Raw genomic sequence first — 24,758 nt, forward strand, 5'->3', positions numbered from 1 at the left:
ACTCATGATATATGTATCCGTTGAATAGAACATATAACTTTGGTGCAAGTGTTACATTTTAAGTAAAAGGAGATTATCGTATGAAAAAGCTAAGAAATATATTGATGTGTGTTGCTATAGGAGGTCTGTTTGTAGGATGCCAGGATTTGGATATTCCTCCTAAGAATATTCTGTCGGGAGAAGATATATATAATGAAGGTGGTATTACAGCCTATATGGCAGGTTTGTATAGTCAGTTGCCGATGGAAGATTTTAATATGTCAAATGATGGTGATTACAATGGTTTTTATAACTGGAATTGCATTATTTGGGATATGCTCAGCACGGGTGAAACTGTAAATCGTAACAATACAGGTATTTATATTCCCCAAAAGGGATATTGGAGTATGGGTTACAAAACGATTCGCCAGGCTAATGATCTGATTGCTAATCTGCCTGCATATGTGGGAAAGCTGAAAGGTGCTGAATCATGGATTGCTGAAGCAAAGTTTATTCGGGCTTATGTTTATTTTGCGATGGTAAAACGCTATGGCGGTGTACCTATTTTGGAAACACCACAGGAAATGACTGATGATGAGAAGGCATTGTGGGTAGCGCGTAGTAGTCATGAAGAGTGTATAGACTTTATTCTTTCAGATTTAGATTATGCCATTGAGAATTTAGGTAAAACCAAAGTGGCAGGCCGTGCAAATAATACTTATGTAGCAGCAGCTTTCAAGTCGCGTGTTGCTTTGTATGCTGGCTCTGTTGCCCGTTATGGACAAACATTTAATTATTCAGGAAGTGAAAGTGGCAAAATGCTTACTGGTATTCCTGCAGGGAGAGCCAATGATTATTTTATGCAGGCTTATAAAGCATCCAAGATTGTAGAAGAAGGTGGTTATAAATTATATGAAGGTAACTCTGATAAAGAAGCCAACTTCCGTGAGATATTTGCGAATGCTGATAAGAGTGATGAATCTATTCTTATCCGTCAGTATAGTAAAAATGACTTTGTTCATAGTTTTGATGCTGTATATTGTCCGCCTCGTATGACAGCAACTTATGGTGACCGTTATAATGTAACATTGGATTGGGTAGAACTGTTTGATGGTCTGCCTATTGATCCTGCAACAGGATACTTGAAAACAACGGATGACGATGGTAATTATATTGTTTACAATGATGTTAAAGACTTATTAGACAATGCAGAACCTCGTTTAAGGGGCTCTATCTTATTACCTGGACATACTTATAAAGGAGTTGAACTGGATATTCGTTTTGGTATAATAAAGGAGGAAATTGATCCGTCTACACCTATTGCCAAGTTTATAAAGGATGATGGACAGACTACCGCCAATTATACAAGTAATGATTGGTTCAAGAATAACGTTTTGACAACAGCCGAGAATATAAAAGAACAAAAGCCTTATGAGACTTCTACAGGTGCGAAACTTAATAAGAGTGGAATGGATGGTCCGGCTAATGGTGGAACGAGTAATACATTGACAGGCTTTCATGGGGCTAAATGGTTGAATTTGAACTGGACTATTGCCGAAACACAGTTGCATAGTTCCACACAATCTTGGATTGATATTCGTTATGCCGAAATATTATTGAATCGTGCCGAAGCTGCATTGGAACTTTACCAGAATGGTGTTACTAGTATCGATGAAAAAGATCTGCAACAGGATGCTTACGAATGTATCAATAAGATACGCTCAAGAGCTGGTGCTGAGTTGCTGACCAGCCCTGCAGAATTATCCAATGTATCACGTGATGGTATTGAACGTGGACAAGGTATCCGTTCGTTTGTATTTGCTCCGAATGAAGGTATGCATATCATTCGTGTAGAACGTTATAAAGAATTGGCTTTCGAGCATAAAATTTATTGGGATCTGCGTCGTTGGTTTACTTTCGATTCACAGATTTATCAATATCGCCGCAGAATGCTGTCTCCATTCTTGTTTGCCAAAGGAGCAACAGTAAATGAAGCTGGCAATCCGGTGGGTAAGTATATTTTTGACACCCGTGTTTGTGAAAGAGCTAATAACTCATTGACATTTGCTACTAAAAATTACTATGATAAGATTCCTGATGGTGAACGTAAGGTAAATCCGTTACTTGAGCAAAATAATCAGTATTAATTAGAAAAAGGAAAATAGTATGAAAAAGATATTTAATTTGCTGTTAGTTACTGCATTAGTTTTAGGCTTTTCATCGTGTGAAAAGGATAATTATGATGCACCGGAAGCAGGTGTCTTCGGGCAGGTCGTAGACCATAATGGTAAACCTCTGCAAACAGCTATGGGACAGGGAAGTATGAAGATACAGATTACGGAATTGAGTTATGCGGGTGGTGATGAATCGATTGTTGTGACGAATCAGAACCTCAATATGAGGCAGGACGGTTCATATTCCAATTCTAAACTGTTTGCAGGTACTTACCGTATGATTCCGTTGGAAGGCGCATTTTATCCTTATGATGCAGAAGGAGAAACGGTGGAACTGAAGAACGGGAAAATGGCAGAACGTAACTTTACTGTTACTCCTTATCTGGAAGTAGAATGGGTTACAGAACCTTACTTGACTTCTGATAATTTTTTGAAATGTGCAGTGAAATTTAAGAGAATAGCAAAAGAAGGAATTGCTATGCCTGATGTAAACAACATACAATTGTATATTTCGCATACGCAGTATTGTGGAACAGAATCTGACGGAAATTATACTCCCGGTTCTGTGAAAATAACTAATGATCAGGAGGGCACAACTATCGAGTTAACTTCTAAAGCTGCTATTAAATATTCCAATACTTATTGGGTAAGAGTAGGTGCGTGCTGTAACGACACTTACAAGAAGTATAACTTTACTGATATCAAGAAAATCGATCTGAAATTGAATTGATTAAATAAGTAGGTAGGTAAGTAAGGAGGGTATTTGTTTCCGTAATAAGTGCTCTCCTTCTTTTTTGAACAAAATTTTAATACTGCTTTTGGTCAGAAGCTCTTTTGTGATATACCCAGTTCGTACTTTCTTCGCTTCTATACGCAACTAAGAATAGCGAAGCAGGTACGAAGCAAGTACTAGGAGGGTATATACATGATACGAAGCGGCTCATTTTGTTCTATTTGTCGGTTACAAATCTGATAAAGGGATATGCATCTTGTATCGAAGCTGATTATCATGGCAACATAACATAATTTAAAAGTTTATTGGATGGTTTGTAATGGTACCAGCTACGATTAATTGCTTTTTAATGTCTAATTAATTATTTATTTCACTTTCTGTTAATGAGTCGAAGCTACATTTGCAGAAAATAATACTATATTGTAATATCATGAAGAATTTCTATACAGCCTTTTGGATTGTCGCATGCCTTTTGATTTCATTATCCGGATATGCGCAATCTGAATGGAAAAATAATTTTTCCGATCAGGGAGAAATACTGAAAACAGTGGGACGGGGTGAATGTAGCATTGCAGACGGGGTGTTCCGTTCAAAAGGCTCTTATGCTTGTTTCGGTGATCCTGCGTGGAAGAACTATACTATGTCCTTTAAAGCTCGTGCTCCCCAAGAAGCGGAACAAGTTCAAATCTGGGCAGGATTTCGTGCCAATAATCGTTTTGATCGTTATGTAGTTGGTATAAAAGGCGGATTGCAAGATGATTTATACCTGATGCGCATGGGATATATGGGTACGGATGAATTTATGGGCGTTCGTCCGTTAGGATTTCATCCGGTACCGGGTCAATGGTATCAGTTAAAGGTAGAAGTCTGTGGTAGCCGTATTCGCGTTTTCTTGAATGATGAGAAGGAACCACGGATGGATATCACAGATAAAAACAGCAACTTGGCACCTTCCGGTCCTGTGACTTTGGGAGGCGGTTGGATTGAAACAGAGTTTGACGACCTCGTTGTTACTCCGTTGGAAGAAGATGCATTGAAAAATGTGAAAGTTGCAGAATATCGCAAGGTGGCAACACCGCAAGAGAAAGAAAGCAAGCGCCAGCTTGAAAGAGCAAATTATGCGCCTGTGAAAGTGAATAGACTGGAGGAAGGACGCACGGATATTTCACTGGATGGTAATTGGCTCTTTATGCCCGGATATCAGTTGGACGATAAGGAGAAAGCGGTATCCACGGCTACGGACGATAAGAATTGGCATGTAATGTCTGTGCCTAATTTCTGGAACCCGATTCGTATCTGGCTACATGGGGAAACCATGCCTTCACCTACGGGACCTCAGCCCAAAGGTGTTTCAGATACCTATTACCAGCAGGAAACCGATCGTTGCGAGGGTTATACATTTGATTATAGAAAAACGAACGCTGCCTGGTATCGTCAGTGGATAGAGCTACCGGCTGGTGTTGAAGGCAAAAATATGACTCTGACTTTTGATGCTGTTTCAAAGGTAGCAGAGATTTATATTAATGGAGAGCTGGCAGGTTCGCATATCGGCATGTATGGTGAAATACAGGTTGATGGAAGTAAGTTACTGAAGCCCGGCAAAAATCTGGTAGTAGTAAAAGTGACCCGTAAGGCGGATGGAAGTGCTTCTGAAAACGGTAGTGCTGCTATTGATTTCTTCTATTCTTCTGTTCGCGAAAGTGAAAAAGAAGGCGGAAAGGTTGCCGTGAAGAATAACATCCTGAAAGATATAGCACATGGATTTTATGGTGATGAGCCTGCAGGTATCTGGCAGCCGGTAAAACTTACTATCACCAACCTGGTGAAGGTGGAAGATGTCTTTATTAAACCTACTCTGGAGGGAGCTACTTTTGACCTGACTGTAAAGAATCATAGTGGTAAGAAGAATCAGTTTGATCTTTATACTGACATTGTGGACAAAGAAACCGGCTCTGTGCTTTACAGTAGTCTTTCTTTGCAAAAACTGGTGCTGAATGCTGATGAAGAAAAGATGTTCACTTACAGTGTGAATGGACTAAAACCTCGTCTCTGGACACCTCATCATCCTAATCTATACGATTTCCGTTTTAGGCTGGTTACTGCCAAAGGTGTTGAATTAGACTGTCTGTCAGAGACTTCCGGATTCCGTACTTTTGAAGTGAAGGAAGGCTTGTTCTTCCTGAACGGTAATCGCTACTGGCTGCGTGGTGGCAATCACATTCCGTTTGCCCTTGCTCCGAACGACTTGAATCTGGCTAATACTTTCATGCAACTGATGAAGGCCGGCAACATAGATGTCACCCGTACCCACACCACTCCGTGGAATAAACTTTGGATGGGAGCTGCTGACAAAAATGGTATCGGCGTTAGTTTTGAAGGTACCTGGCCTTGGCTGATGATTCATTCCACCCCGTTGCCTGATGCAAAACTGATTGAAATGTGGAAGGAAGAATTCCTCACCTTGCTGAAAAAGTATCGTAACCATCCTTCACTGCTTTTCTGGACGGTGAATAATGAAATGAAGTTCTACGATAATGATAATGATCTGGAACGTGCTAAGGAGAAATACCGTGTGATTTCGGATGTGGTAAAAGAAATGCGTCGCATTGATCCTACACGCCCCATTTGCTTCGACTCCAACTATCAGGCAAAGGGCAAAAAGGAAAAGTATGGTGCTGACTTTATGAATAGCATAGATGATGGCGACATCGATGATATGCATGCTTATTATAACTGGTATGATTTCTCACTCTTCCGGTTCTTCAACGGAGAATTCCAGCAGAGGTTTAAGATGCCCGAACGTCCGCTTATCAGCCAGGAGATGTCAACCGGATACCCGAATAATGAAACCGGACATCCGACCCGTTCTTATCAGTTGATTCATCAGAACCCTCAATCTCTGATAGGCTATGAATGTTATGACTTCTCAGATCCTAAATCATTCCTTAACGTGCAGGCGTTTATAACCGGAGAATTGGCTGAAGCGCTCCGCCGTTCCAACGATCAGGCATCGGGTATCATGCATTTTGCCCTACTCACTTGGTTCCGTCAGGTTTATGATTATCAGAATATTGAGCCATATCCTACGTATTACGCATTGAAGCGTGCTTTGCAACCTGTGTTGGTAAGTGCTGAGTTATGGGGACGTAATCTTTATGGTGGAGATAAACTGCAGACACGTATTTATGTAGTGAATGACCGCGAGGATGGTACAGCCCTGAAACCTACTTTGTTGCGTTGGGAAGTACAGGATGAAACCGGAAAGAAACTGGTTTGGGGTAGTGAGGAACTCCCGGCTGTGAAGCATTATGGACGCTACTATATTGAACCGAATATCCAATTACCGGTTAACTTGCCGGCCGACAAGGTGAAAGCTAAATTGGTATTGAAGTTGACTGAGAATGGCTTACCGGTATCGGAAAATGAATATAATCTGCTGTTGGCCCGTAAAGACTGGAACATCAATCAAGTAGCAGAAGGTAAAAAAGTGCTTCTTCTGGATAAAGATGGCATGAAAAACAAATTTGATTTCCTTCATATAAACTATCAGGCGGTTTCTACTATAAAAGAAATGATGAATCCGAAACTGAAAGCTAATCTTTGCATTATTTCCGGATTGACCGAGTGTACGAACGAAGAAAGAGAAATGCTTCGCTCTTATCAGTCAAAGGGAGGGAAGTTGCTTTTACTGAATAGTAAAGAAGTTGCGAAGACTATTTATCCTGAACATATCACGAGTTGGATTATCCCGACAGAGGGTGATATCGTGAATATGGAACGCAATGATGCACCGGTGTTTGATGGTATTGATGTATTGGAACTGCGTTATTTCAATAATAATAAGAGAGAAATTCCTTTGGCTTGCAATGCTACCCTGAAAGTAAACCGGAATGAAAACCTGATAGAATTGGCAGGGCAGATGAAGATTCATGCTTATATCGACGGTGGAAAGCCGGAAGATCGTATTCGTAAAATCGATTCGATGCGAGGTTTAACCTTATTGCAGATAAAGGATGGAAAGGGATTGGCTACAGTTTCTACCATGTGTACGGAGAAGGCTGATACCGACCCGATAGCTGGAAAGCTGTTAGTGAACATGATAAATGAATTATTGAAATAGCAAGCAACGAATAGTTTGATACGATTCTGATTTTACTGATACAATCAAAATACTATGGTCAAGAAAATTCTGATATCCTTTTGTTTGAGTGCTGTAGCCCTGGTGGCTACAGCACAAAATGAACCCTACAGAAACCCGGATTTATCACCTTCCGAACGGGCGTGGGACTTGTTGAAACGTATGACTCTGGAAGAGAAAGTCAGCCAGATGAAAAATGGCTCGCCAGCCATTGAACGTCTCGGAATACCGGCATATGACTGGTGGAATGAAGCACTGCACGGAGTGGCGCGCGCCGGAAAAGCAACTGTTTTTCCTCAGGCGATAGGCCTTGCCGCTACCTTCGACAATCAAGCTGTTCATGAAACCTTCTGTATCGTATCGGATGAAGCCCGTGCCAAATACCATGATTTTCAACGTAAGGGTGAACGGGATGGTTACAAAGGATTGACGTTTTGGACTCCGAATATCAATATATACCGTGATCCGCGTTGGGGACGAGGTATGGAAACTTATGGAGAAGACCCGTATCTGACCTCTCTGATGGGATTGGCCGTAGTGAAAGGCTTGCAGGGTGATGGCACCGGAAAATATGATAAGACACATGCTTGCGCCAAGCACTATGCCGTGCACAGTGGTCCGGAATGGAACAGGCATAGCTTTGATGCCAAGAATATCTCCCAGCGCGATTTATGGGAAACCTACCTGCCCGCTTTTAAAACCTTGGTGACGGAAGGGAAAGTAAAAGAGGTGATGTGCGCCTATAACCGCTATGAAGGAGAACCGTGTTGCTCTAACAAGCAATTGTTGATTCGTATCTTGCGCGAGGACTGGGGATATGATGATATTGTGGTTTCAGATTGTGGGGCTATCGGAGATTTCTACTACCCTAATCATCATGAAACCCATCCTACGGCTGCTGCAGCTTCGGCTGACGCTGTTGTTTCAGGGACAGACCTGGAATGTGGCGGCAGTTATTCTTCTTTAAATGAAGCGGTACGGAAAGGATTGATATCAGAAGACAAAATCAATGAATCGGTTTTCCGTTTATTGCGCGCTCGTTTCCAGTTGGGCATGTTTGATGATAATACACTTGTTTCGTGGTCTGAAATACCATATTCGGTTGTAGAGTCAAAAGAACATGTAGCCAAGGCTTTGGAGATGGCACGTAAGAGTATGGTATTGCTGACGAACAAGAATAATATCTTGCCATTGAGTAAATCTGTTCGTAAAGTAGCCGTGCTGGGGCCTAATGCCAATGACTCCGTGATGCTTTGGGCAAACTATAACGGTTTCCCTACTAAATCTGTTACCATCCTTGAGGGCATTAAAAGTAAACTTCCCGAAGGAGCTGTATATTATGAGAAAGGTTGTGATTTTGTAAATACACAGACTGTTTTTAGCTACTTCGATTGTTGCTCGTATGACGGGAAGAAAGGCTTTAAGGCAACCTTCTGGAATAATAAGGAATTGGAAGGTGAAGCGGTGGCTGTCGGTCATTTTAGTGAGCCGCTGAACTTTGGTAATGGGGGTAACACCGTATTTATGCCGGGAGTAAATCTGCACGATTTCTCGGCGCGCTTTGAGTCGGTATATACCCCGAAGGAGTCCGGCGAAGTTTCTTTCATTATTTCTGCGGATGATGGTTCCCGACTGTTCATTGATGGGGGAGAGGTTTACTCTGAGTGGCATAATGGAGCTACAAGAGAGAAAATGTATAATCTGAATGCAGTGAAGGGCAAAGCCTATAAGGTTGTATTAGAGTATTTTCAGGCTGGCGGAGAAGCTTCATTGAAATTTGATATAGGTATTAAGAAAGAAATAAATTATAAGGAAGTGGCCGATAAAGCGGCTGAAGCTGAAGTGATTATCTTTGTTGGCGGACTTTCTTCTTCACTGGAAGGTGAAGAAATGCCGGTTGACCTTCCCGGATTTAGAAAAGGTGACCGCACCAATATCGATCTGCCTCAGGTGCAGGAAGAGATGCTGAAAGCTTTGAAGGCAACGGGTAAACCGGTTGTTTTTGTATTGTGTTCCGGCAGTACGCTGGCATTACCTTGGGAAGCGGAAAACTTGGATGCGATTATTGAAGCATGGTATCCCGGTCAGCAGGGAGGAACAGCCGTTGCAGATGTCCTGTTTGGTGATTATAATCCTGCCGGACGCTTGCCGCTTACTTTCTATGCATCGAGCAGTGATCTGCCCGATTTTGAGGACTACGATATGAGTAATCGTACATACCGCTATTTCAAGGGGAAACCTCTGTTTCCTTTTGGACATGGATTGAGCTATACCACTTTTGACTATGGTAAGGCTAAGGCGGATAAGACAACACTTCGGGCAGGTGAGGGGCTGACTTTAACCATACCGTTGAAGAACATCGGTAAACTGTCAGGAGATGAAGTAGTGCAAGTCTATCTGCGTAATCCCGGTGATAAGGAAGGGCCGATTAAAACGCTGAGAGCTTTCCGCAGGATTTCTCTGAAAGCCGGTCAGGCGGAAGATGTTCTGTTTGAATTGCCCGCCTCAACGTTCGAATGCTTTAATCCGGCAACCAACCGGATGGAGGTTCTTCCCGGTAAGTATGAACTGCTCTATGGCGGAACTTCGGATGAGAAAGTGCTACGGAGACTAATAGTTACGTTGAAGAACTGAAACGCGATCTTTTGCAATGATATTTAAAGGCTGTTTGAACAATCTTTAACTACCTATAGGTAATCTGCTGACTACTACGTGGTAGTTGGCAAACTACCTATAGGTAATTGGGTAACTACTTATTGGTAGTTTCATCACTTATCCCGCACGATTTGTAATAGAGTAAACTTTTTAACACTAATATTTATGAAGAAGTATTTCCTTTTTATGTTCTCTTTCCTTTTTGTCTTTTCTGCTAATGCCGGAGAAGGAAGATATACCCTCCCATTGACGGGAAGTGGCTGGTCACTATGGCTCGATAAGGAAGCGAGCTGGCAGAATGACCGCCTTTATCTTCCGCACGAGATAACTGACTTGTCTTTGCTGCCTGAGAATCAGCCTACAGGTGGTTGGCAAGCTCTGGATGACAACCCTAAGGCTGTGTCTGTCGAAGTACCGGGTACGGTAGAGGAATATCTCACCGTTTCTGATAATCCCCGTCCGGAAGATTTCCGGGGAGTCAGTTGGTGGTATCGTAAGATTACGATTCCTGCTGACCAGAAGAATAAACGCTTTATTATTTACTTTGAATCAGTCAGGATGCGTGCAGAAGTTTATCTTGACGGTAAACTTGTGGCTTACGACCTGATTGGTGAGACTCCTTTTCGTGTAGACATTACCGATGAGGCCAAGCCGGGGACAGAACAATTACTGGCAGTACGTGTCACCAATCCCGGAGGTAATTTCCACTGGCAGGACTTCGATATACTGAAATGGGGAGAGTATAATATCCCCCCTGCAAGAAGTTTCAGCGGAATTATCGGCAGGGTCAGGCTGGAGAGTGTGAATCCTGTGTTTATTTCTGATATCTATATGCAGAATACTCCTGAGTTGACTAAGGTGAATGCCATTGTTTCTTTCGCTAACGAAACGTCTTCTGATGCGAAGCGGGATATTGAACTTACAGTGAGTGAAAAGGCTAATCCGGATAAAGTTGTGTTCCGGCAGACGTTGAAAAAGGTTTCTTTTCCTTCGGGAAATCATGAGGTGACAATACCTGTAAATGTTCCTGATGCCAAGCTATGGGACCTCTCTACTCCAGAGTTGTATACCTGCAATATTCAGATAAAGAAGGGGAAAAAGATACTCGATCAGGATAAGAAGAATTTCGGCTTCCGTTGGTTCGCTGCAGATGGTGTGGGAAAGGACGCGGTGCTGCGTCTGAACGGTCGCCGTGTGATGCTGAAAAGTGCGATCAGTTGGGGATACTTTCCGGTTACGGGATTGATAGCAACGACCGAGATGGCCGAAAAGCAGGTTCTTACAGCTAAGAAGTTAGGCTTGAACATGTTGAATTTTCATCGCTGCATAGGTAGTCCGGTGGTTCTTGAAAAAGCAGATGAGTTGGGATTACTCTATTATGAAGAACCGGGTTCATTCCATTCGGCCAACCACGACCCGTTTATCCGTACGATTGTGAATGAGAAACTGAAACGCATGGTTCATCGTGACCGCAGTCATCCGAGCCTCGTAATCTTTAATCTGATTAATGAATTTGGCGGTCGGTTGTCACAGGACAAGGAGCTTGTTGCTAAGCGTATGGATGATATGCGTGAGGCACATGCCGTAGACCCCAGCAGAATTATGACGTTTACGTCCGGTTGGGCAGGCAGTGAAGATAAAGAAGAGGATTCCAAAGCACACATGATGCCGTTTGACACGACGTTATACCGCAAGGGATGGCACGATAACCACCGTGCCGGAGGACCGGAGACTTGGGTGGAAAAATACTATAAAGGGCCGAAGGATAATCTCATGTATACCGGCAACCGCACGGAAGTCTTTCTGCGAGGTGAAGAAGGAGCGATATCTACTCCTCCCCGCATCCGGTTGATAAATGACGAAGTGGAACGCACCGGTAAAACCGGTTGGGATGGTCTTTTCTGGAAGAGCCAGTATAAGGCTTTCACTGATTATTTTCAGAAGAAAGGGCTGGCGTCCCACTTCGGCACTCTTGATGACCTGACACGTTCTATGGCTAATGTGTCATTCGAACATCAGGGCAGGCGCATTGAGGGGATGAGAATGCAGAATCTGGGTGATGCCTACATGGTGAACGGCTGGGAAGCAATGCCTTATGATAACCATTCCGGCATTGTAGACATCTACCGCAATCCCAAAGGGGATGCTTCTATATTGGCGTACTATAACCAACCGCTGTATGTAGCCGTTGCTTCGCGCAATCAAGTTGTAAAACTTCCGGGCAGTGCAATCGTAGATTTCTATATTGTGAATGAGAAGAACCTGAAAGGCAACCATGCTCTGGAGATAAAAGTGGTTGCCCCCGATGGAAAAGTGGTTTATACCCGGACTGAAAAGGTCAACATAGAAGGTGGTGAAACGTTCGGCCAGCTTTTGTTGGAGAATGTGGAGATTCCTGTAAACAGCAAGGAAGGAACTTACCGCATACTGGCTGATATAAAAGCTGATAATCAGCAGATATGCGCCCAGGGGCACGATGAAGTAGTAGCTGTAGGCTGGCAGGCAAATGACCTGGCCGGCAATGGGGCTTATTATGGGAGTGAGAATGATAAAGTGGCCGCTTTCTATAAGGCGACTACCGGGAAAGAACTTCCGGCCTTTACTTCCGAAACCGGCAAACTGGACTGGCTTGTTGTGAACCGTTCATCGTTGGATGAACCTGTTGTCATACCATCAGGCTTTTTCAAGGATAAGAATGGAAATTCTACTTTGAAGGCCACTTGGTATAGTGATCCGGCTATGAATGTTGTAGCTTCCATTAAGCCGGATACGGAACTTAACCGGACTTTTGTAGGCGGGGCACAGCCTGATGAGTCTGTTCCTGCCAATCAGCCTTTCTCGGTGATATGGGAAGGGGATATATGTCCGCCTGAGTCCGGACAGTATCTGCTGGGTGTTGAAACCAATTGCGGCGTGCGTATGTACGTTGACGACAGGCAGTTGATTGATGAGTATAATAATTCTTCTCCTATGAAGCAGGACAGGCCTGTGGTTATGGAGGCCGGAAAACCGGTGAGGGTGCGGGTGGTATATAGCCAGACACGCCAGTCCGGTCAGATACAATTAAAATGGTCTCGGCCGAGCGCAGCCGCCATTGCTCCGCAAAAGTTATTCGAGCGGGTGAAGAATGATGGCACCACTTTAATCTTGCTTGGCTCTACCGAAACTTGGATGAAGGCTGTGGCGGAATATACGAATACGGTATATAACGGCTATTACAACGTCGGGAAGAACTGGATTGGCGGAATCCATTTTGTGAAGGAGCATCCTTTGTTTGCAGGGCTTCCGGTGGACGGCGCCTTGGACTGGCCTTACCAGTCGGTGGTGAGGAATGGCGACCAGAGGTTTGGCTTCCGTATGCAAGGAGAAGAATTGGTAGCCGGCTCTTATCGGAGCACTCCGTTTGAGTTGGGCGCAGCCGTAGGAATCATTCCTTGTGGGAAAGGAAAGGTTATTTTCTCTTCACTGGATATTGCAGACAATCTGGATGATTCGTCGGGGCCTGCTGAAGTGGCCAAGAAAATATTGTGTAACTATATCAAATACTCTTTCCATGAAAAGAATTTCTAAATCGGGAGTGGCGACTATACTGATGCTGCTGGCGTTGCTTCCTCTGAACATTGCCTGTTCGCAGGCACAAAAAGAGCAAGCGCTCCAGCAGAGTATCAAGACCACTTATCCGACAAAGGACTGGGTCATATCCGACTTTGTTGTGACCGACCCTGCTTTCGGCGCTAAAGCCGAACCGGGATTTGACAACAGGGCTGCCTTTCAGGCGGCTATTGACGCTGCGTATAAAAGCGGCGGCGGGGTAGTGTATATACCTGCCGGGAATTATGAATTCCGCAGTACACAACTCGGCACAAAGAATGTCAGAGTTCGCCAAGGCCGCTCGGAAAGCAAGAAAGATTTCCACTTTGAATATGTTTTGCGCCTCCATCCCGGAGTGCAACTCCGTGGCGACTGGGCCAATCCGGAGGTCAATAACGGAAAAGTCCTCGGAACCATTCTTGAAGTGCGCGTAGGCGAGGATGCACCGAATTATGATGGAAATGTGGAGAGCTGGTGGAACGACGGACAGGCGGGCAATGCACTCCGCACGACCTATACAAGCATAGCTGACAGGTTCATCGAGATGAATGCGGGCACCGGAGTTACCAATCTCTCCATCTGGTATCCTGAGCAGGACATCAATGATGTGAAACCCTATCCGTGGACATTGTTCCAGACCCAGGGAGATTGCGCTACGATAGAACACGTCACTCTCGTCAACTCTTACAACGGCTTCAATTCTGCGCCGAGTGAGTTGCACTATGTGCTGGATAGTTATATCACAGCCCTTAATAAAGGTGTTGAAGTGCACGTATGTACCGATATCGGGCGTATTGAGAATGTCAGGATAAGTCCTGAGTATTGGGCTAAATCTGGTCTTCCGGGAGCACCTTCTCTGGCTGACGTAACAGCCTATACAAAAGCGAACGGCACGGGATACCAGATGCACCGTTCAGACTGGGAATATGTTTCTTATCTGCATGTATCAGGTTACAAGACAGGCGTATGGATTGGACGTGAACCCGGCTTTGCCGATGCCCCGAACGCTCAGCTGTATGAGGTGCATGTAGATAATTGCGGGAATGGATTGTATGTGGAAGATGTCAATCCGTATGGCATACTTATATCCAATTCTTCTTTTGGAGCCGCCGGAGGTGGCAATGCCGTATACTTTTACAAGGATTTCAGCACCTCGGTACAATTCAACGGCGTGGATTTCAGCGGACCTGTTGTAAGCGATGGCAGCGATGGAGTAGTGTCGTTTGAAAGCTGTACGTTTAGCGAATACGGAGATTATGCCCTTAAGATAAACAGCGGCAATGTATTGCTGTCTCAATGCGATTTCAAGAAGAATGCCGGACATGTATATCTGGGTGCTGATATGCATACGCTGAAGTCGGTTAATTCGGGCTATAAATGCAATCTGGAAGTTGATAATCACAGCACTTCGGCTAAAGTGGAAGTGGTTGCGGAGAAGAAGTACTCTTTTGACCCCATACCTAAGAACGTAAAAACAAATATAGACGTACACCCGAGGCCGGCATCGGACAATGTCTTGAAAGCAGACCTGGCAAGGGCGACGGGTTTCAATAATAACCGTCCTGCGAAAGATGTATCGGCCGAATTGCAATCTGCGCTTGATGCGGTGAAAGCTGCCGGTGGCGGTACGCTCTACTTGCCGGCGGGGAGGTATCTGGTGGACAATCCTGTCAAAGTTCCTTCGGGAGTTGAATTGCGTGGCTCGTGGGATGTGCAGCATCACACGCAAAGTGGTGGAACTGCCATATTTACCAACTATGATGGCGGAGCTGCCGGAGAAAAAGGCGCTTCGCTGATACAACTTGAAGCCAATGCGGGCATCAGGGGCATCACGCTGGCGCAGCTCAATATCGCTTCGGATGGTTATAGCCTTGAAAACCTGCGGAAGACCCCGTTCCTGATACAGGGACAAGGCCCCAAGGTGTATATCATCAATGTAACCATCGCTGTAGGCGACAAAGGCGTGGACTTGGCTTCGCATGACACCAGTGGCCACTATGTCGATTATCTGGGTGGCGTGCCTTTAAGGGCAGGCATCTGGGTCGGTGGCGGAGCCGAAGGCGGGTTCATCCGCAATATGCAGTTTAATCCTCACTATGGGTCGAGGCTTCCGGAGGGAGGACAGGGCTATCCGGAGGTATTTATGATGCGGTTTGTGCAGTCCAATTGCAGTGCGCTTAAGTTTGCGGATGTCAAGAACCAGACTATCTTCAACAATTTCGTTTATGGTTCGGTGTACGGGATACATTTCCTGAAAGATGCAATAACCGGCAGGTATCCGGGAGAGATGACCGTTATAGGACATGGTTCTGACGGATGCACCTATTCCTTGTTTGTAGAAGATGCGGATAAGGATACTAAAATCGTTGCGGTTAATTCGGAGTTGGTCAATACTAAGATTCCCAATGAGCCGGTGCGGTCGTATGTCCTTATGGGAGATGAAGTTAACACCGGTAAGGTTCATCCTGATGCCAAACTTGTGTTGTACAACAGTGCCTTCTGGGGAAGTCCTGTTTTCGGGGCGATTATAAACAACGGCATTGTGTCGTTCCAGCAAGCCAATTTCACACGTTCCGGTGCGCAGGGAGTAGACGTCAGGGGTGGCAAAGCGCACGTGTATACTTCTTATTTCGCCCAGGAAATAGCAGGCGCGGCCGCCGGAGACGGAGGGTATGCGAGACTGGGCGTACAGGGTAAATCAATAGAACTCACTAATAACTATTATCTCTCCGGATTGCGGTTTAATAAATCGGGAGAGGGGCTGATTTATGGTTCTGACAAGAAGTAGATGGGGCTTCAGACCTGCTCCTAAATAAGCTATTCACCACAGAGTACGCAGAGTACACAGAGGTTATAATTATCTATAAATTAGAAATATAAAAACTCTGTGTACTCTGCGTACTCTGTGGTGAAAAGAATCATAACCCGTCAAAAACGATTCTTTTGTTCGTTGGGGAGACTGCTTTCGTACTGTCAATTATAAGCTTAAAGATAAATTACCACCCGTTTTTGTCCGAAGATTTTGATTTCTCAAAAAAAGAAGAAAATACAAGGTTGTAATTACTTGTATTTCAGGTATTTAAAAAGCGTATATCTCACATAACGACTGAGATACCCTCACATAACGACTGAGATAGCCTCGCATAACGACTGAGGCTGCCTGAGATAACGACTGAGGGTACCTCAGATAACGTCTCTGATCAGATGTAAAAATAGAAGATAAATTTCAGGTGCCGGTTCAACTCATAACCGTACAGAAACGAATCAAACAAATAATCACTTCCCGACACGTTGGAAACAGAAATTATGCTTACCTTTGTGCGTAAGCAGAAAAAACTAAAGTCATGGAACAGAAAGACAAGTATATACGTTTTGACTGGGCGGTGAAGCGTTTGCTACGCAACAAAGCCAACTTCGGCGTGCTCGAAGGCTTCCTCACCGTGTTGCTGGGCGAGCCTATCCGCATCGTCGAGATACTGGAAAGCGAGGGCAACCAGCAACGTGAAAACGAGAAGTTCAACCGTGTGGACATCAAGGCGCGCAATAGCAAGGATGAAATCATCATTGTTGAGGTGCAGAACACGCGCGAAATATACTATCTGGAGCGCATCCTCTTCGGCGTTGCCAAGGCCATCACGGAGCATATCGAACTGGGAGAACTTTACTCGGAGGTGAAGAAAGTGTACTCCATCAGCATTCTCTATTTCGACATTGGTAAGGGCAACGATTACTTGTACCACGGCCAGAACTCCTTTGTGGGCGTGCATACGGGCGATTTTCTGGAGGTCACCACCAAAGAGAAGAACGCTATCGTGCGCAAGCTGCCTGCCGAAATCTTCCCCGAATACTTCCTGATTCGTGTGAATGAGTTCAATAAGGTGGCCGTCACCCCGCTTGAGGAGTGGATAGAGTATCTGAAAACCGGTATCATCCGCCCCGATACGAAAGCTCCCGGACTGGAAGAGGCACGCCGCAAACTGATTTATTACAATATGGACAGGTCGGAACAACTGGCGTATGACGAACACATCAATGCCGTGATGATTCAGAATGATGTGCTGAGTACGGCGGCGGAGGAAGGAAGACAAGAAGGAAGACAACAAGGACTGGCAGAAGGGCTTGAGCAAGGAAAGCAGGAGAAAAACATAGAGAATGCCCGCACGATGAAAGCCTTGAATGTCTCCCTCGAGGTCATCCACCAAGTGACGGGTTTAGCCATCAAAGACATAGAAGAATTATAAATAGCAAGATACTATTCATTTTCGTCTCGCCCGATTTTCGTTTTATGAGAAGCAGGCGGGGCGTTCTGTTTTCCGATGTAGCTTTTCTTACATACACCCTAGGTAGGTTTATGTCTCTGTCTCTATCTCTAAGATGCAAGCCTTACAGGCTTAGGAAATACACGTTGGCAAATCATCATTTCATTCAAAACCGCACAGAAACGAAATAAAGGCTGTATCCGGTTCACGGTACAGCCTTTATTGACGTTTGTCGGGAGATAATTATTATGCAATCTCTTTAATAGGTATTAAACGATCCCGGTAATTACCCGAGCGGATCTTCCTCCAAATCTCCGCCTCCACCGGTGTTTCCTCCCTCGCTTCCTCCGCCTTCGGGAGCTACGCCGATATAAATCGGTCGTTGCAGTTCGAAAGTACGCGGCTCTTTAGTGTTGTAGTTTCCGGTAGAGAATTGCGTAGACTTTCACCTTCTGGCGGTCCACCGGGGCGGAGAGTTCCTCTTCCATGATGACGCCGCTGGCCATGGGTTGCACGTAGCACAACTGCGTGGCGATGTTGTAGCCACTGGCGGCTGCGGTGGCCACGGCCTGCGCATGTAGCCTGAAAAGTTTTCTGCATGGCAGAGTACACGTGAAACTTGAATGAATCAAATAATCTTAAGGAATAATTAATAGGGCAGGGGGCAAATCATGATTAAATCCTCATATTAATTGAAAATTAAGTGTAAGCTAATTGTAATATAACTGAAGCGTTAATCTGTCGGGCTTACATTTGCGAAGTGAAATAATAGACAATGGCAGAGGCATAGGTAGAAAGTTTTTTAATATATAGATATAAATAATAGTATTTTATGAGAGTTAAGTTATTCATAGCATTGGGTATGCTTGGTATGAGTTTATTCACTTATGCCGGTTCCGGACACGCCGCGGAGACTTCTTATCCAAGTTACAAAGGATTGATTATGGCAGGATACCAAGGTTGGTTTCGCGGCCCGCAGGATGGAACCAATCAAGGCTATGGTCATTATGGGACCGGAAAGCAATTTGACGAGAAACATTGCACTATTGATGCATGGCCTGATGTCAGTGAATATGAAAAGACCTATGAGACGTCTTTCAAGCATGCCGACGGAAGAAAGGCACGTGTATTCAGTTCAGCGGACAAGTCTACTGTCGACCTGCACTTCAAGTGGATGAAGGAGTATGGCGTAGATGGGGTATTCGTGCAACGCTTTTTTAGCTACACCCGTGGAGACCAGCAAAACTCGGTACCGAACCGTATTTTAGCGAATGCCTTGGAAGCAGCTTCAAAGTATGACCGCGCCATAGCTGTCATGTATGATTTGTCCGGGTTGAAAAAGTCAGGTGAGGATTGTTCCTTGATTATGGAAGACTGGAAAAGACTGGTAGACAATCAGAAGGTAACGAATCAGGCGGGGAAAAAGACTTATCTGCATCATAATGGAAAGCCCGTGGTAGCTATATGGGGAGTCGGTTTTCCCGACCGCCCTTATAATATCAGGAACATCGGTTTAGACCGTTTGATTGACTTCTTGCAGAATGACCCTGTTTATGGTGGTTGCACGGTGATGTTGGGAGTTCCTACTTTCTGGCGTAATCTGGAGGCTGATTGTATCAATGACCCCTATCTGCATACAGTGATTAAGAAAGCGGATATAGTTCTGCCATGGACTGTTCAGCGTTTTTCTCCTTTGTTGCATAACGACATGGACCGCTTCCGTGACTTGGTGATTGAAGATATCCGTTGGTGTAAGGAGAATGGCGTAGATTATGTTCCTGCCGTAACTCCCGGATTCAGTTGGCACAATCTTAGCAAACTGGAGTTCCCGGATGACGTGAAGCCTGTTGGCAGTATTCCCCGTCAGGGAGGACGCTTCTATTGGCAACAGCTTTCTACTGCAATGCTGGCGGGCGCCGAGATGATTTATGTGGCCATGTTTGATGAAGTGGACGAGGGAACCGCCATCTTTAAATGTACGGGAGACCATCCGGTTAGTGATGTGGCCAAGTTTATTGATATGGACGGACAGCCTTCCGACCATTATCTGTGGCTGACAGGCGAGGCTGCCCGCATGCTCAGGAAAGAGATTCCACTGACGTTTAAGATGCCCGTAAGAGAATAACCGTATGAAACGATCTTGCTTTATAATAGTCCTGTTTGTATCTTTCTTGCTTTGGGCGGGCGGGGTACAGGCACGAATAACATTACCGTCCTTTTTTTCGGATGGGATGGTGTTGCAGCAACAAAGTTCAGTTGCCATTTGGGGAAACAGTGACCGGAAACAGCAAAAGGTTACTGTAAAGACTTCGTGGAATAATAAAAAATACACAGTAACGACTGATGAATCGGGTAGCTGGAAAGTAAAAGTAGAAACACCGGTATATGGTGGTCCCTACCATATTGAGATGAATGACGGCGAGACGGTACGAATTAATGATGTATTGATTGGTGAGGTCTGGCTCTGTTCCGGTCAGTCTAATATGGATATGCGTGTAGGCGGTCGTTACAGCGATCCGGTGATGGGGTCGTTGGATGCGATTGTGACCTCAGGAAATCCCGGAATACGTATGTTTACAGTAGGAAGCAAAATGACCTCCGAACCGTTGACTGATTGTAAAGGTGAGTGGCAGGAAGCCTCATCGGAGACAGTTCCCGAGTTTTCGGCTGCGGGATACTTTTTTGCACGTAAACTGAATCAGGTGTTGGGTATTCCCGTGGGCATTATCCATGCCAGTTATGGAGGTTCACGGGTGGAAGCCTGGATGAGTAAAGAAGGCGTGGCGCCTTACAAAGACTTGCCGGATGTGCATAATGCTTCTATTCTCTATAATGGGATGTTGAGTCCTATGGTCGGATATGGCATTCGGGGATGTTTATGGTATCAGGGGGAAGCAAATGTGGATGCACCTGATTTATATACGCAGTTGTTTCCCTCATTGGTGAGCGACTGGCGTCAACAATGGGGAATAGGGGAATTTCCTTTCTACTATGCCCAGATTGCTCCGTTCAATTATAATAAAGGAGAGGGGAAAGGCAAGAATTCGGCTTACCTGCGTGAAGCGCAAGTGAAATGCCTTCATCTTATTCCTTCTTCGGGTATGGTTGTGCTGACGGATGTTGGCGATGACCGCACTATCCATCCTATGGAGAAAGAAACGGTGGGCAATCGGTTTGCTTATCTGGCCTTGGGGCGTACTTATGGTAAGAAGGGCTTTCCGGTAACGGGGCCGTTGTATAAATCTATGCAGACGGAGGGCAACAAGATTATCTTGTCGTTTGATGAAATGGGCAAAGGGCTGACTACTTATCGGCAACCCTTGAATGGCTTTGAAGTAGCCGGTGAGGATAGAGTATTCCATCCGGCCAATGCACGTTTTGGTAAAGATGCACAAACGGTTGTTGTCTCAAGCCCGGAAGTGGAACAACCTGTCGCGGTGCGCTATGCCTTTAAGGATTATGTAAAGGGTTGCCTTTATAATATGTCCGGGCTTCCGGCAACTTCATTCAGAACGGATAACTGGTAATAAGGGGAATATCATGAAAAACAAAAATGATTTATTTAAAATAGCTTGTGCCGTTCTGTTCCTTTGGGTAGGAGTAGCCGGGAAAAGCTGGGCACAAGAGACAAAGAAGGGCTATTGGAATCTGCGTACCCAACTGACGCCCTTACGCTTGCCGCCTCCGCCACCCGGTTATAAACCGGAGTATCTGGACCTGAATGGAGACGGGAAACCGGATGCTATTAAGTCTTTCACCCACAACGATATACCCATCTTGTGGATGGATGATGATGGCAATATGAAAGAAGGGGATCTGGAAGGTGATATGGTGAATGATTGCCTGTTGATTGACCGCAACAAGGATGGCATTTATGGAGGTCAGGGCGACTTGATTATCGACTGGGTGGATACGGATGGAGACGGGAAAGCGGATATGCAGATTGTTGTAGAGTATCCGAAAGAACGTACGGGAGAGGTATGGCCCAACGGGCATTACATGATTATGCTCGATCTGGATCATGACAATGTCTTCAATTATATCAACTGGAATAATTTTACCCTTCAGTGCTGGGATCGCAGTGGCTTGTCCGATTTCTATGAGGATTACAGCGGTCGTACGGCTTTCATGAAGATACATACTTCCACGTATGATATGAAGGATTTGCGCTTGAACTGGGAGAACCCTTTCCTGTTCTATGATCCGGATAAGGATAATAGGACAGAAATGGCTATCCGTTTATTAGATTCTCCGAAAATTCATGATCCGAATGCCCCCTCTAATAGTTATGTGAATCGTCAAGTGGAAGGTCGCGTAGACTGGGTTTCGCTTGCTGTAGATATTGATAACGATAATACTACCGGTAATGAGTTTGACTTTGATTTCACTATTGGTTTCCAGGGAGAAGGATTCGATTATATGGATCAGGTTCACCCCATTAGAAACCTGCGTGGAATGCCAGAAGCTGATAAGTTCTTTATGGACCCCCGTTATCGCCAGTTGACGGAACTGATTTATCCCGACCATGACAGTGCGCAGGAACTCATCTTCCAGCGTGGCAAATGGAACCGCATAAACTTTGTATATGATGAAGATGACGATTGCAGCCGTTGGGAACGTGTAGAGTTCTATGATCCTAAGGATCCGTTTAAAGTAGGATGGAATAAAGGTGGAATAGACAATAATAAACAGAGTGATGCCGCCGGTGACCGGGGTGAGTGGGATATGGACAACTCTGGAAATGCCCGGCTTTATATCAGCCGTTTCGACGGACGTCTGCATCTTTATGGAGCGGAAACCGGTGTTTGGCGTATTGATCAGAATGCGGAATACCTCCAGGGATGGGACCGTATGTGGATGGACTTCCGCGACCCGAAGCGCTTTGCTACTGTACTTTATAGTGACCGTGACAACAATGGTTTCTTCGATCATATAGAGTATGATCTGGATGGTGACATGCAGATGGAGACTGTGATAGACTTCAAGGAACTGGGTATTGACGACACCTGTGAGGTGATTGATATTTCAAAATTTACCTATAATGATTATGTAGCGTTAGGTAAACGGATGTCTGAAGGTATCTGGAAAAAGGCGGATCAGGCGGTGCAAGTGGCGCGTCAGTATGGAGTAGAGCCTCTTTGGTATGCCAAATGGATGCAAGCCTCCACTACTCGCGAGAAATATAACCGTGGTTACTGGTTGCAATTCTACTTATACAAAGATTTGGAGAATCTGTTTATCCGTCAGAGAGATGAGGCGAAACTTCGTTTGTTGAATCAGGCTTATTATTCCGGTGACTGGTCAATCTTGGCAAAGAAAAACGCAGAAGGTTTCTACTTCTTCTCAGAGGAAGATATGGCGGCTATCCGTGCATCGGCCAAAACCCGTTGGGGAAAGAAAATCATAGCCGATTTGGAACAGAAGGTGAAAGAAAGACGTAAGCATCCGCTGGAAGTACCTAAAGAAGAAGGCGGACATTTTCATGATTACTTCTGTCCGGTACATAATCTGCAATTTACTTTCCGTTGGGATAAGCCTTTGGCACAATATTGTTCGGCTTGCGATAAAGAGTGGACTGGAAACAATCGTTATGACTGGGCGTGGATTTATGAAGTACATATGCTGAACAGAGATTATATGTATCAGTGTATGTACCTTTATCTGGCCACCGGAAAACGACAATATGCTGATTATATCCGTACCATGTTATTGGATTATGCAGGTAAGTATGTCGGTTGGTTCGAGCATAATTCCGGCAGGAAAGCTACGGATCAACATAGTGGAAAGGCATTTGCTCAGAGTCTGGATGAAGCCAACTGGGCTACTAAAGTGGCAATGGCCTATATGGCTATTAAACCTGTTTTGTCGAAAGAGGAGGTCAAAGCGATAGAAGAAGGATATCTGCAACCTGCGGCTACTTTATTGTTGCATCGTCCGGCGGGGGCTAACTGGCAGATGTGGCATAATAGTGGATTGGCTGCCTTAGGCATTGCTTTGGAAAATGACTCTATTGTCGATGTAGCAATCAATAAGGATAAGTATGGCTACCATTACCTGATTGGAAAACATAAGAATAGTGATGGCTGGATAAATGAGGGGTCTCCCCATTATCATTATTATCCGTTGGAAGCCTTGCTGTTCACGGCTAATGCAGTAAAATGCCGGGGGATAAAACTGTTTGATAAGGACTTACACGACATGTTTGTGGAACCGGTGAAGGGCACTTATCCCGATTTGTCTTTTCCGGCACATAGCGACGGATGGTATGGAGCTAATCTACTTTCTCAGTCGGCACTGTACGAGATTGCTGATGCCCGTTATAATGACCCGTTGCTGAAACGGGTGTTGGAACTGACCTATGCACAGAAGAAACGTCTTGATCCGGAGGCTCTGTTGAACAACCAGACTATAAATGCATCAGATGAAAAAATGATTCAGCAAAGTTACTCATTTGATGCATCAGGATTCTGCCTATTGCGCAGTGATGCACGCACGGTAGTTCTGAAATTCGGTGGTGAAGGCATCGGGCATGGACATCCTGACAAGCTTTCCATCACAATTCATGATGGCAAGAATGAACTGGTTTCCGACTTTGGAACTTCCGGTTATGGAGTTCCTGATTATCTGAAATGGTATAAACGCAGTCTGTCGCATAATACGGTGACGGTGGATGCAAAAGATCAGAAGAGAAGTGTGGGCAAACTGTTGAAATTCACACCTCGTCCTGACGGTGGATATGCCGAAGCTGAAACGGTTACCGCTTATCCGGGAGTTGATATGAAGCGTAGCCTGGATTTGAAAGGAACTCAGTTGCAAGATGTATATACTTGTATTTCCGATTCTTCTCATCTGTATGAGTATGTGATTCTTTTCAATGAAAAACCTGTTTTAGAGGGGCAGCCGGTGGCAACAACACTCACGGGCAGTGAAGTGCATGAACGGATTCATAATACTTATTCTTATCCTTATCAACCGGGATTCACTTGCCGGACTCCGTCGGCTACTGTCCGCCTGAATGTATCTGAGGGAGAAGTAATGGAAGTGGTGTTGGGGGAAGCCTCGGGAATACCCGCAAACCCGACCGTAAAAGACGGACCGGGAGCGGGAGATGTAGCGGTAAAGCCTTGCTATCCGTTGATTATCCGTACAAAAGGTAAAACGATGAAGGTAGAGGCTGATTGGAATCTTATACACTAATAGAATCGTATAAAATATAAACTTATAATTTT

At 44.9% G+C, this 24,758-nt stretch carries 10 protein-coding genes; all 10 read left to right on the forward strand.

What is annotated here, in order from left to right; all coding sequences use genetic code 11:
- The first annotated feature begins 80 nt into the window (after positions 1 to 80).
- The 10 genes from BN161_RS10940 (at position 81) to BN161_RS10985 (ending at position 24,726) form a co-directional block, all read left to right on the forward strand.
- On the forward strand, positions 81 to 2,126 hold the full coding sequence (locus BN161_RS10940; RefSeq protein WP_044265975.1) for a RagB/SusD family nutrient uptake outer membrane protein: 2,046 nt from the start codon (positions 81 to 83) through the stop codon (positions 2,124 to 2,126).
- Positions 2,127 to 2,145: 19 nt separating this feature from the next.
- Positions 2,146 to 2,883 (forward strand): DUF3823 domain-containing protein, encoded by a 738-nt coding sequence (locus BN161_RS10945; protein WP_044265978.1) that lies wholly within the window; start codon positions 2,146 to 2,148, stop codon positions 2,881 to 2,883.
- Between the two features lie 433 nt (positions 2,884 to 3,316).
- Positions 3,317 to 7,006: a glycoside hydrolase family 2 protein gene (locus BN161_RS10950; protein WP_044265981.1), complete on the forward strand. Its 3,690-nt coding sequence runs from the start codon at positions 3,317 to 3,319 to the stop codon at positions 7,004 to 7,006.
- A gap of 54 nt (positions 7,007 to 7,060) precedes the next feature.
- Positions 7,061 to 9,658 carry a xylan 1,4-beta-xylosidase gene (gene xyl3A / locus BN161_RS10955; protein WP_044265982.1) on the forward strand — a complete coding sequence of 866 codons (2,598 nt, stop codon included), beginning with the start codon at positions 7,061 to 7,063 and terminating at the stop codon, positions 9,656 to 9,658.
- Between the two features lie 186 nt (positions 9,659 to 9,844).
- Entirely contained in the window at positions 9,845 to 13,249 is a 3,405-nt protein-coding gene (locus BN161_RS10960; RefSeq protein ID WP_052356233.1) for a PA14 domain-containing protein, read from the forward strand.
- On the forward strand, positions 13,233 to 16,058 hold the full coding sequence (locus BN161_RS10965; protein WP_044265987.1) for a glycosyl hydrolase family 28-related protein: 2,826 nt from the start codon (positions 13,233 to 13,235) through the stop codon (positions 16,056 to 16,058). Before BN161_RS10960 ends, BN161_RS10965 begins: the two co-directional genes overlap by 17 nt.
- A 556-nt stretch (positions 16,059 to 16,614) precedes the next feature.
- Entirely contained in the window at positions 16,615 to 17,511 is an 897-nt protein-coding gene (locus BN161_RS10970) for an Rpn family recombination-promoting nuclease/putative transposase (RefSeq protein WP_044265990.1), read from the forward strand.
- Between the two features lie 850 nt (positions 17,512 to 18,361).
- Positions 18,362 to 19,654, forward strand: a complete 1,293-nt coding sequence (locus BN161_RS10975) for a glycoside hydrolase family 71/99-like protein (protein WP_044265993.1) — start codon at positions 18,362 to 18,364, stop codon at positions 19,652 to 19,654.
- Between the two features lie 4 nt (positions 19,655 to 19,658).
- Complete coding sequence (locus BN161_RS10980) at positions 19,659 to 21,056, forward strand: sialate O-acetylesterase (RefSeq protein ID WP_044265995.1); 1,398 nt, start codon at positions 19,659 to 19,661, stop codon at positions 21,054 to 21,056.
- A 13-nt stretch (positions 21,057 to 21,069) separates the two neighbouring features.
- Entirely contained in the window at positions 21,070 to 24,726 is a 3,657-nt protein-coding gene (locus BN161_RS10985) for a heparinase II/III domain-containing protein (protein ID WP_044265997.1), read from the forward strand.
- The last annotated feature ends 32 nt before the right edge of the window (positions 24,727 to 24,758 follow it).

This window comes from Bacteroides timonensis (assembly GCF_000513195.1).
Lineage (GTDB): Bacteria > Bacteroidota > Bacteroidia > Bacteroidales > Bacteroidaceae > Bacteroides > Bacteroides timonensis.